The following is an 11,224-nucleotide window of genomic DNA, read 5'->3' as shown; positions in this document are numbered from 1 at the left end:
TTCAGGCCGCCGCCGTCGCTCCACCAGCTCCTGCGACCGCGCCTACGCGCGATCTCAATTCACCGCTCGGCGTCTGGCTCACCGAGGAGAAGGAAGGCAAGGTCCGCATCGAGCAATGCGGCACCAATCTGTGTGGCTATTCGGTCGACGGCAAATCGAACCAGAATGGCGAGCAGGTTCTGATCAACATGAAGCCCAGCAAGGACCAGAAATGGTCCGGCCGCATCCTCGATCCGAACTCCGGCTCGACCTACGATTCGACGATCGCGATGAAGGGCACCGACCGCCTGCGCGTGCAGGGCTGCGCCTTCGGCGGCATGTTCTGCGGCGGCCAGACCTGGACGCGCGTGAATTGAGCGGCTGATAGCACGTGAGCCAACATGGCGCAGCCAGGCTGACGCTTTTTCGCTCCACAACCTGCAATCGATGATCCGACTGCCGGGATAGTCGTCGCTATCCCCGCCGGGACCTCGTGCGTACGACCGCTCGATTCAAATGCCCCCACTGTGAACCATTTCATACTCTGCCCGCCATCGTTGCTTCTAGTCTGGATTGATAGCCAGACTATTTGCGACCTGATTACCGCGCAGTCGGCGCCGTTTCGCCGAGATTGAGTAGACCGAAAAGAACCATTTGCCGATCTTCTTTCGGCGCCGATAGTTGCGTAAGCGAGCGAGGTTGTTATGGAGGAACTCCGTGCGACGCCATCGCTAGTCTCAGGTGACTGGGGCCCCGGCTTGTTGATGTCGGAGGAAAGCATACGACGCCATGTGATCGGCGCGCTCCGTAGTCGGCAGACAAGCTTGACGACCGCGCTGCAGCCTCTGGTCGACGAGCAAGCGCGGATGCTCGTTTCGGAGTTCGGTTTCGACGCTCAGACCGTGGGCAAGATCCTGCAATCGCAAAATACCATGCTGAGCGTATTGTCGGATCGGTATGACGCGCTCGATGAAGCCGCACATTACAGCGAGATTCCCTTCGTCGAACTGGCGAACGACGGCCGCATCGTCTATTCGAACGCGGCATTCGACAAGCTCATTCCCGGCAGGCGCGGCGCTGCTTTCTCCGGGTTGTTCGGATCCCGTGCAGCCGATGTGTGCATGGCCCTCCGGGCAAATCACAACACGAGTTTGCGCGCAGACATCCAGACCGACGAAGCGGTTCGTCAGGTCAGAGTCGAGATCGGCCCGCTGCGCGACGAAGACGGAAAGCCGGGCAATTACGCACTCCTTCTCGACCAGAGCGCTGAACAGAGCCGCCTCGATGCCTTGCAGGATGGCGTGCTCCGCACCGACCTGACAGGCAAGATCCGGTTTGCAAACGAGCGCGCGGTGCAGGTTCTGGGCTTCTCGGAATCAGAGCTCAAGGAGATGTCACTCTCCCTCGTATTCGGACCCGAGGACGAGGGAACGACGAATCCGTTCGCCGAATGGATCACCAAGGAGACGGGCTTCTCGAGTTTCGTCAGGCTCCGCCCAAAAGACGGTCGTTCTGTCCTGGCAAGGGTCAGCGGAACGCCCTACATGGAAGCACCGAACAGCTCGGCCGGGTTATTGGTGCTGTTCGCCCCTCTTGCCGAAGATCGCGCCCGTCGCGAGCTCAAGACGATTTTGGCCGAGCACGCTGATCCGCAGAAGATCATCGAGGCAACGCTTCAGATCATCGGCAAAGTCATCCCATTCGAAATGAGCACGTTCGGGGTCTACAACGATCTCAGCGATTACTGGCGAGCGGTCACTGTCTTTCCAAGACCTGGCTGGGAGTGGAGCACGCGTTGGTTCAAGGTGCCGCCCGGCGTGATCGATTGGCTTGAGCACGGCAAGACGTGGGACAACAATTTGGCCGCGTTCGTCGAGCGCCTCAATCCGGAGGAAATGGACAACCCGGTGAGCAAGGCCATCATCGCCGACGAATTCGAGTCGATGCTCGTATTGCCGATCCGCAAAGCCGGAGGCCGGTTTGGAAGCTCACTGGCTCTGCTGTCCCGCAAGCACAAATACTCCGCCTCGGATCTGCGCACGCTGCAAAATCTCGGCGTCGAGGAGATATTGCAGGCCGCAGACGCCGCCATGGAACATGCCCAGGCACGCGCCTTGCGCAAACTCAAGGACGATTTGAACAAGGCAGCGAGCGCACGCGCCATCGCTGAACTGCTGGCCACAGGCACCACGAAATGCCTGGGCTGGGAGTATGTCGGCGTATTCCGGGTCGATCGCCGCCGCAGCAAGTTCGTGCTGGTCGCCGAGCACGTCAAGAACGACCGGAATCTGCTCGTGAAAGCAGCTGACCGCAAGGCCGAATATACCCAGGAGCTGTCCAGCGGCATGCTCGGCAGCTGCCTGGCCGAGCGGAGCATTCTGGTTGTTCCTGACATCAGCGACCCCGAGCAGAACTACGGCTTCATCAAAACCGCACCCGATCAGCGATCCGCCATGACAGTTCCCCTGTTCGTGAATGGCAAGATCGAACTGATTCTGGACATGGAGTCATCGGAGCTCAACGCGTTCCGTGGGCCTGATCAGGACGCGGCAAGTGGCCTCGCCGCTGACTGCGAACAGATCTTTGCGGCTCGCTGGCACGAAGCGATCGAGCACGCGCTCATGGATAGAATCGAGCAGGCGGCCGTCATCGTGGACGCCGTCGGCACGATCTGCCACATGAATGGTGCAGCGGAGAACATCTTCGGCCGGGCGCGTGACAAGAAGCTCTCGTCATTTGGCGCCCGGAACGAAGATTCCATGCAACTGTCGGAATGCGGGATCCAGCACCGCCTTCACATCCACCTGACGATCGGCGACGCACCGCGCACCGAGCTGACGACTCTCGCAAATCGCGAGCCGTTGAATGACGACTATGGTCATCAACTCTGGCTGTTCACCAGCCTTGCCGACCAAAGCCGGGAGAGCGACTGGGGTTATCTGGAAGAGACCGTCACCGCCGTCGCACGCGAGACCCGCGCCCCACTGTTGATGGCCGATGGCCTGCTGCGCGGCGCCGCATCGCTCCTGAGCAAACCAGAGCTCATGAGAAATTGCGCCGAGCTGCTCGAGCAGGCCGCCAACCACCTGCTGAGGGCCGACCTGACTTTCGAACGTCTGTCCGATCGTCTGACCGTTCAGCAGACGCCGCAGGAAGCCCCCGAGCAATTCGACGTATTGGAAGTGCTCTATCACGAGGTCGAAAGCCTTCCCGTCGAGGATCGTGACGCAATCCACGTCGTCGACGAGATTGCGATGCGTCGTCCGGTGCTTGTCAAGGGATGGACGAAGAGGTTGAGCTTTGCGTTTCGCTCTGCGCTCAGCTCCCTCCTGTTGTTGCGCATCACGCCGAACGACAGGTTGACCGTGACGATCGCGGAACGGCCGCCGCATCGTCTCTCGGTGTCCATGCGCTTACCCGCGACAATTGCCGACGCTCTGACACCGTCGGCGACGGACCCGATCGAGCAGAGCCAGCACCGGGCACGGCAGATGGCCAGCGTCGCGGTCGAGGCTATTCGCAAGGCTGCCGAGCAGCACGACGGCGATCTGATCGAGCTGGACGGCGCGGGATTCGAGTTCAACCTGCCATTGTGCGTGCAGGGGGCACCGGTATGACAGCAAAGATTGCCATAGCCACCGCCGAACCAAACATGTTCGAAACGCTACGGGGACATCTGCTCGCGGCAGGAGTGGCCCTGGAGGACTTGTACGACAAGCCTTTGATGACCCCGGACCAGACCAGCGAGTGGCTCATCGCGAATGAGACTGAATTGCTCGTGCTCGACGCCCGGTTGCCGACTGATCCCAGCGCCGTTTACGACACACGTACGACACTCGGCGCGAAGCACGTGCTCAACACCGTCGTCCTGGCCCAGGACCCCCACACCTCCGTGCTGGTCATCGCGCCTTCGTTCGGAACCTGCGCGGACCTGGAGGAAGAGTGCAGAGCAGCAGGCAACGCCCTAATCCTGCCGATGGACGCGCTACAGCTGCACCGGCATCGGATCTTGCGCCCGTTCATTGCGATTCTCACCGGGCATCCCGACGAGACGAATGCGATTCCGGGCGCGTTCCGCGTGATCGAGATCGAAATCCATAGCGCCAAGGTGGAATGCCGGCTCGGAACGGGTGAAGACGGCTCTCCTATGCTTCGCTGGAACACCATCAGCGATCTCGATGACCTCAAATCTGCCGCTCAGACCTATGCGCGCGACGAGATGCCGCTGAACAACTGGCTCGGCCAAACGCGGGACATCGGAACACGCTTGTTCAAGAGCTTCGTTGTCAAAGCGATCGGCGAACATCTGTTCTCGCAGATCGAGAAGTCCGCGGGCGGATTGGTGGGACTGTCGTTCCGGTTCGTCATCAGCGACGCAGGCTTTTATCCGGTGCCCTTCGAGGCGAGTGTACGTTATCTCTCGGAGGAAAATGGGCCATTCGTGCTTCTATACGCGCCGATTGTCCGGCGCATCCCGTCCTTTGTCCGCGGAAGGGCCAGCGAACGAGCGCGGATCAAACAGGGCGCAAAACTGATGTTCGTTCGTTCTCAGATCGGTGAACATCCCGATCTGAAGCTCGACAGTGCGATCTGCGATGGCAAGAAATTCGACAAGCTTGGCAACATCGATACCGAACTGGAGCATGTGAAACAGCTGGGTGCCGCGGGCTGTTTCGATTTGAAGATCGTCAACTTGTCGGACGCCCCTCCGGGCGAGGCCGCCCCCTATCTGCTGAAGCAGCTCGACGCATTCCGGCCGACCATTCTCCACTACGCCGGTCACGCCTGGAGCGATGGCCAGCAGACCGCGACCCTCGTCCTTCCCGGACTGCAACCGCAGCAAGCGGTCGGCCTGAAGCTCGACAGGGTGGCGGCATCCGACGGGCTTTCAACGACGACTCTGGTCTACCTCTCGGCCTGCCGTGGCATCTCGAAGGGCTGCGTTCAGCAACTGGTGATGAACGGGATCCCCTACGCCTTGGGCTTCCGCTGGAATGTCGAGGACGAACGCGCGCCGCAGTTCGCAAGGGAGTTCTATGACGAGCTCTACAAGACGCGGTCCGTTTGCGTCGCGTTCCGCAAAGCCTGCCGCGCATCGTGGGAAAGCCTGAACTACGACGAAGAGAGCCCGATCTGGCTCTCGCCGATCTTGCTGGCGCAGTCGACCGATTGGGCAGCACGCTGCCAGTGAGCAACCACTGGGCAGCTTGGAGTGGAAGGATGTCATGACAGTCTGGGCCACACTCAAGAACGTCGTGGAGCACTGGGCGAGCCGCGAGTTGCGGCGCCCATACGTCGGTTACGTCGCATCGAGCGGTGGCAACGCGATGACAGCGGGACAGACCTTCCTGCCCGAAGCGAGCTATTTCGGCGTGCGCATGGTCGAAATGGGCTTGCGAGAGGGCGGCAAGTTTTTCAGCTCGTTCCTTCCGCTCGGCGTCGTGCTCACCGAGTTCAGCTTCGGCGACGGGCGTCAGCGCCGGCCCACGATCCTGAGCAACGACGAGATCGCCGCTCAGCTGAAGGCGGCCGGTGCCGCTCCAGGTTACGTCGACTTCAAGAACATCTACGCCGTCAGACGCGCGCCCATGAAGCAGGACAATTTGTCTCTGTTCGTCGGGCTGTTCCGCCTTCCGTTTCACGACGTCGCGCAACAGGTCCTGCAATTGGCCGCCGACCTGACCACACAGACCGGGCTCGCGCCGGGTGTTTCCGACGGGTTGCGCGTGGCTGAAAAGATCTACGACCGGGTCGCGGGCCTGTTCGGACTCAACATCGTCACGCCCTTGTTCTCCTACGCCGACGGCAATGCGCTCGGCCGCAGCGGCTATCTCCTGGTTGCCGGCTCCGATCTCGACGAAGCGGTTGCCAAGCGGCTGGTGGTGACCGACGACAGATTGCTGCTGGACGGTCAGCGTGTGTGCCTCCTGGCCATTGAGTTCACAGCCAGCCTGCTTCCTGAGGGGCCGGATACGATCAACCCTCTCACCCAGCTCGGATTTCATCGACACTGGCAGGGTGTTGCAAGCAGCATCATGAAGCGGGAGCTGGAGCATGCGGACGAACAGATGCTGACGCTGCGCTCCGAAGTGATCACTTCGCCTGAGCTCGCCGAAAACGATCGTCTCGTGGCCATCGGCGCCTACCAGACCAGCTACGACAAGCTCGTGGAGCGCGTGACACCGAAAAATGCTCACCGCGGCTGGGAAGAGGCACTCCTGGCCGACCCCAACGACAAGACAATCGCCAAACCGGCCGTGACAGAGCTCCTGAAGGGCATGCAAATCCGCCTGCTCACCGGCATCAAGGACGCCCCGGACGATCCGGACAAGCTTTTTGCGTCCGAGGCGTTCGCATTGCGAAAGACTATCGGCAAGGCCCCTCTGGTCGATACAAGCTCCGCCGTCTCGCTGGCGCGCGTGCTCAATCGCACCGCGAAAGCAAGGTGATGGCGCGAACGCCTGCTTTCACGCCTCTGCCCGGCTGATGCGGCGGCGCTAGGCGCGATGGCAGCGTCCGAACGATGCGTGACACCCCTCACATCGGTCCGCCCCGCGTCGTGACACGATTTCCCCCAGGTTCAGCCAATGGGGCGTGTCATGCGACTTCCTTGCAAGGGTATCTTTGCCGCGATCTCGGCCATCGCCCTGCTCTGCGGACAGGCAAATGCAGCATCGACCAGCTTCGACGGCGCCTGGAACGTGCGGATCTCGTCCTCGAGCGAGACCTGCGGCAACGGCGCCACCGTCGCGATCGGTATCAACAATGGGCAGATCGCATCGACCAGCGCCGCGGTGACGGCATCGGGCCGTGTGGCGGACGCCGGCAGCATCAACGTCACCTTGAGCACCGGCATCAAGCGCGCCGTCGGCTTCGGCCGGCTCAGCGGCACCTCGGGCTCCGGCACCTGGCGCGGTGCGCTGTGCAGGGGCACGTGGACGGCGGAACGGATGTAGGTTGCGGTGTCCCGGACGCGGTGCAGCGGGTAACGCTGCGCCGCCGATCCGGGACATGTGCGCCTCAGCCCAGCGCCGCGCCGTACTCCGCGTCCGTCACCGGCTCCAGCCAGGTCGAGTAGACGCCGTCCAATGCTTCCTGCATGGCGATGTGGCACATGCCGTTGGTCGGCGAGGCCCCATGCCAGTGCAGCTCACCCGGCGGAATCCAGACGGTGTCGCCGGGGCGGATTTCCCTGACCGGACCGCCCTTGGTCTGGACGCGGCCGACGCCGGAAATGACGTAGAGCGTCTGTCCGAGCGGATGGTGATGCCAATTGGTGCGCGCCCCCGGCTCGAACGCGACGCGCGAGCAGTTCAGCCGTGCCGGCGCGGGTGCCATGATCACGGGATCCTGCCACACGGTGCCGGTGAAGTTTTCCTTGGGCGCGCGGCGGGTCGGCCGCGTGCCGGCAACAGTGATTTCCATGGAGGTCCTCGCTTCCGTTACTTCTTGCTGGCGGCGTAGCGCGCCTTGGTCTCGGCGTTCATGGGATAGAGACCCGGCAGCACAGCGCCGTTGTTCACCTCGTTGACGATCCAGGCCTCCATCCGCTCCTGCTCGACGCCCTCGTTGAGGACGTGGTCGAGCATCGCCTGCGGGATCAGCACGCAGCCGTCCTGGTCGGCGACCACGATGTCGTTCGGAAAAACGGCAACCCCGCCGCAGCCGATCGGCTCGCCCCAGCCGACGAAGGTCAGGCCAGCCACTGAGGGCGGCGCGGCATAGCCGTCGCACCACACCGGCAGGTTGGTGCCGAGCACGCCCTCGACGTCCCGCACGACGCCGTCGGTGACGAGCGCGGTGACGCCGCGCTTCATCATGCGGGCGCAGAGGATGTCACCGAAGATGCCGGCATCGGTGATGCCCATGGCGTCGACCACGGCGATGCAGCCTTCCGGCATCGCCTCGATCGCGGTGCGGGTCGAAATCGGCGAGGACCAGGATTCCGGCGTCGCCAGATCCTCGCGCGCCGGCACGAAGCGGAGCGTGAAGGCCGGCCCCACCAGACGCGGCAGGCCCGGGCGCAGCGGCCGCGCGCCCCGCATCCACACATTGCGCAGGCCCTTTTTCAGCAGGACCGTGGTGATGGTGGCAGTGGTGATGCCGGCGAGGATCTTGCGGGCTTCGGGGGACAGCGACATGGAAACAGACGAGCTCCGGATGGGCGGGAAAGAACGGGCGCATCTTGCGAGCCGGGCGCTTTGCGTCAAGGGCCAAGAGGCTATCAATAATGCAGGGCCGGTGGGCTGTTATGCGACGCGATAACAAAGCCTTATCGTGGCCTCCTGCATTAATTTATTGGACTTGCGGGCGCATTTACGCGAAGCAGGGGTGAGCGGAACTTCGAGCCCGCTCCCGCAAAAGCCCGATTTCGACAGCTCTTCGACAGCTCAATGGCCGCGACGCTCCCCCCGCCCCGCCTTCTGCCCAGTGGCGACAGCGCCGTCACGGTCGAGTTCAGCCGCACCATCGACGACGATGCCAACCAACGCGTGCTGGCGCTGGACAAGGCGCTCGCAGCAAGCCCCATCGATGGCATCACCGAGACGGTGCCGACCTATCGCTCGCTGCTGGTGCATTACGATCCGGGCAAGATCGGTTTCGACGCACTCGGCGAAAAGCTGCTGCCGATCGCCATTCAGCCGCCGCCGCCGGTGACCAAGGCGCGGCGCTGGCGCGTTCCCGTCGCCTATGGCGGCGAGCACGGCATCGACCTCGAGGATGTCGCCAGGGCGCTGAACACCACGCCTGATGACATCGTCGCACGGCATGCGGGCGGCGACTACAAGGTCGCCATGATCGGCTTCACGCCGGGCTGGTCCTATCTCAGCGGCCTCGACAAATCCCTGCACATGTCGCGCCGACAAAATCCGCGGCTGCTCACGCCCGCCGGCACGATCTCGATCGGCGGCGTCCAGGCCGGGATCCAGTGCCTCGCCGCCCCCAGCGGCTGGCATCTGCTCGGCCGCACGCCTGTCAGAACCTATCAACTCCACCGCGATCCAACCTTCCTCACCGAACCCGGTGACCGCGTCACGTTCTTCCCCATCGACCACAAGACCTTCGAGGAGTTGGACCGCGCTGCGGAAGCCGGAGAGATCGTCGCCGAGCAGGTGGACGCATGAGCCGGCTCGTCGTCGCCAGCATCGGCCCGGCAAGCTCCGTTCAGGACGGCGGACGCCACGGCGCGCAGCGCTATGGCTTGACGGTGAGTGGTGCGATGGATCGGCTGTCGCTGGCGGCGGCGAATACGCTGGTCGGCAACGAGCCGTTCGCGGCCAGCGTCGAGATCGGTCCGTTCGGCGCCACGTTCACCGCGCGCGATGGCGCCGTGCGCGTGGCGATTTCAGGCGCGCCGCGCAATGCGGACGTCGCCGGGACCCCGGTCGCGATGGACACATCGGTGACGCTGAAGGACGGCGAGACGCTGACGCTGGGCTTTGCCCGCGGCGGCGCATTTACGTATCTCGCCATCGAAGGCGCCATCAAAGGCGAGATGGTGTTCGGCAGTCTCGCGGTGAATGCCCGCGCCGGCCTCGGCAGCCCCTACCCGCGCCCGCTCCAGGCCGGTGACGAATTTTCGGTCGATGCTGCAAGCGGTGCGGGCGAATTGCGCATCGAACTGCCCAAGCCCATTAGCGGTCCGATCCGCGTCGTGCTGGGTCCGCAGGACGACGAGTTCGACGACGCCAACAAGGCGCTGTTCCTGGACAGCGAGTGGAAGATCTCGGCGACCTCCGACCGCATGGGCTACCGGCTCGAGGGCCCCGCCATCAAGCATCTGCACGGCCACAACATCGTCTCCGACGGCACCGTCAACGGCAGCATCCAGGTGCCCGGCAACGGCTCGCCGATCGCGCTGATGATGGACCGCGGCACCTCCGGCGGCTATCCGAAGATCGCAACCGTGATCACGGCCGATGTCGGCCGCCTCGCCCAGACCTCGGCGGGAACCGCGTTCCGCTTCAGGGCGGTCAGCATGGCCGAGGCGCAGGACGAGGCGAGGAAGTTTGCGCAACTGATCCGCAACCTGCCCGACCGTCTGCGCTCTGCCGACAGTGTCGCGCTCAACATCGAGGCGCTCAGCGATGCCAACGTCGCGGGCTATGCTGTGAGCGCCATGGATGCCGGAACCTGGCAGGTGACGGCGGAGCCATAAACGACACGACGACCAAAGGCGGAGAGCACCCATGAAGACGATCGATCTCAATTGCGACCTCGGCGAAGGTTTTGGCGCGTGGGAGATGGGCAACGACGCCGCGATGACCGAGCTTGCAAGCTCGGTCAACGTCGCCTGCGGCTTCCATGCCGGCGACCCCGACATCATGCGCCGGACGGTGGAATTGGCGAAGGCGCGCGGCGTCTCGGTCGGCGCCCATCCCGGATATCGCGACCTGCACGGTTTTGGTCGCCATCCGATCGCGGGCCTGAAGGCGTCCGAGATCGAGAACCTCGTCGCCTACCAGATCGGCGCATTGCAGGCGATTGCGACCGCTGCCGGCCACAAGGTGACGCATGTGAAGGCCCATGGCGCGCTCTCCAATGTCGCCTGCGAGGACGACATGACGGCGAAGGCGATCGCCGCCGGCATCAGGGCGGTCGATCCCAGCCTGATTTTCGTCGTGCTCGCCAATTCGAAGCTGGTGAAGGCCGGCGAGGACGCCAATCTGCCGATGGTGCACGAGGTGTTCGCCGACCGCGCCTATGAGGACGACGGCAACCTCGTCTCGCGCAAAAAGCCCGGCGCGGTGCTCCATGATGCCAAGGCCATCGCCGACCGCGTGGTGCGCATGGTGCAGGACGGCGCGGTGGTTTCGGTGACGGGCAAGGTGATCAAGATGCGCACGGACACGGTGTGCATCCACGGCGACACGCACGGCGCCGTCGAGATCGCGCGGACCTTGCGTCAGGCCTTGAAGGATGCGGGGATCGAGGTCGCGCCGTTCAAGCGCGGGTGAAGCAAAACAGGTGCCGTAGGGTGGGCAAAGGCGCAAAGCGCCGTGCCCACGATCTCTGCATGATTGACACAGGCGGTGGGCACGCTTCGCTTTGCCCACCCTACGAGAGCTTTAGAACGGATGTACCGACAACGTGCCGAACACGATCGCCGCGATCACGGCAAACGCACTGTAGAGCGCGAAATGATGCATGCTCGCCCCGGTCCGCCGCGAGAGCGAGCGCGCGTAGAAGTGCAGCCTGGCTTCCGCCGATAGTTCGCGCATGGTCGATCTCCAACGCCCCATTT

11 protein-coding genes are annotated in these 11,224 nt (G+C 63.5%); 8 read left to right on the top strand and 3 right to left on the bottom strand.

The genetic code is table 11. The annotated features are described in order from the left end of the window. The 5 genes from XI03_RS07895 to XI03_RS07875 form a co-directional block, all read left to right on the top strand. A partial coding sequence (locus tag XI03_RS07895; RefSeq protein WP_271591782.1) for a DUF2147 domain-containing protein occupies nt 1–356 on the top strand: 356 nt, incomplete at its 5' end. A gap of 447 nt (nt 357–803) precedes the next feature. Continuing rightward, on the top strand, nt 804–3,596 hold the full coding sequence (locus XI03_RS07890; protein WP_271591781.1) for a PAS domain-containing protein: 2,793 nt from the start codon (nt 804–806) through the stop codon (nt 3,594–3,596). Further along, entirely contained in the window at nt 3,593–5,170 is a 1,578-nt protein-coding gene (locus XI03_RS07885; RefSeq protein ID WP_038951089.1) for a CHAT domain-containing protein, read from the top strand. The genes XI03_RS07890 and XI03_RS07885 overlap by 4 nt, the downstream gene beginning before the upstream one ends. 64 nt (nt 5,171–5,234) lie before the next feature. After that, nucleotides 5,235–6,428: a hypothetical protein gene (locus XI03_RS07880; RefSeq protein WP_271591780.1), complete on the top strand. Its 1,194-nt coding sequence runs from the start codon at nt 5,235–5,237 to the stop codon at nt 6,426–6,428. Between the two features lie 150 nt (nt 6,429–6,578). Next, nucleotides 6,579–6,935: a hypothetical protein gene (locus XI03_RS07875; RefSeq protein ID WP_028144579.1), complete on the top strand. Its 357-nt coding sequence runs from the start codon at nt 6,579–6,581 to the stop codon at nt 6,933–6,935. Nucleotides 6,936–6,999: 64 nt separating this feature from the next. Here XI03_RS07875 and XI03_RS07870 read toward each other — a convergent pair whose 3' ends face one another. Next, nucleotides 7,000–7,404 (bottom strand): (R)-mandelonitrile lyase, encoded by a 405-nt coding sequence (locus XI03_RS07870; RefSeq protein ID WP_028144578.1) that lies wholly within the window; start codon nt 7,402–7,404, stop codon nt 7,000–7,002. A 17-nt stretch (nt 7,405–7,421) separates the two neighbouring features. Further along, complete coding sequence (locus tag XI03_RS07865) at nt 7,422–8,120, bottom strand: ribonuclease activity regulator RraA (RefSeq protein WP_028144577.1); 699 nt, start codon at nt 8,118–8,120, stop codon at nt 7,422–7,424. A 252-nt stretch (nt 8,121–8,372) separates the two neighbouring features. Between XI03_RS07865 and pxpB the strand changes: the two genes are divergently transcribed. Genes pxpB through XI03_RS07850 form a run of 3 tightly spaced genes read left to right on the top strand, consistent with a single transcriptional unit; the run spans nt 8,373 to nt 10,937 of the window. Continuing rightward, on the top strand, nt 8,373–9,104 hold the full coding sequence (pxpB, locus tag XI03_RS07860) for a 5-oxoprolinase subunit PxpB (protein ID WP_038970362.1): 732 nt from the start codon (nt 8,373–8,375) through the stop codon (nt 9,102–9,104). Beyond that, complete coding sequence (locus XI03_RS07855; protein ID WP_271591779.1) at nt 9,101–10,138, top strand: biotin-dependent carboxyltransferase family protein; 1,038 nt, start codon at nt 9,101–9,103, stop codon at nt 10,136–10,138. The genes pxpB and XI03_RS07855 overlap by 4 nt, the downstream gene beginning before the upstream one ends. A gap of 31 nt (nt 10,139–10,169) precedes the next feature. After that, nucleotides 10,170–10,937 carry a LamB/YcsF family protein gene (locus XI03_RS07850; RefSeq protein WP_271591778.1) on the top strand — a complete coding sequence of 256 codons (768 nt, stop codon included), beginning with the start codon at nt 10,170–10,172 and terminating at the stop codon, nt 10,935–10,937. 111 nt (nt 10,938–11,048) lie between these two features. Here the strand turns inward: XI03_RS07850 and XI03_RS07845 are convergent, their stop codons facing one another. Next, a complete protein-coding gene (locus XI03_RS07845; protein WP_173015837.1) occupies nt 11,049–11,201 on the bottom strand; it encodes a hypothetical protein in 153 nt (50 codons plus the stop codon). Between the last annotated feature and the right edge of the window lie 23 nt (nt 11,202–11,224).

It is taken from the genome of Bradyrhizobium sp. CCBAU 65884 (assembly GCF_028128835.1).
GTDB lineage: Bacteria > Pseudomonadota > Alphaproteobacteria > Rhizobiales > Xanthobacteraceae > Bradyrhizobium > Bradyrhizobium ottawaense.
Note: the sequence above shows the minus strand (reverse complement) of the source record. Positions and strands in the feature narration are given on the sequence as shown.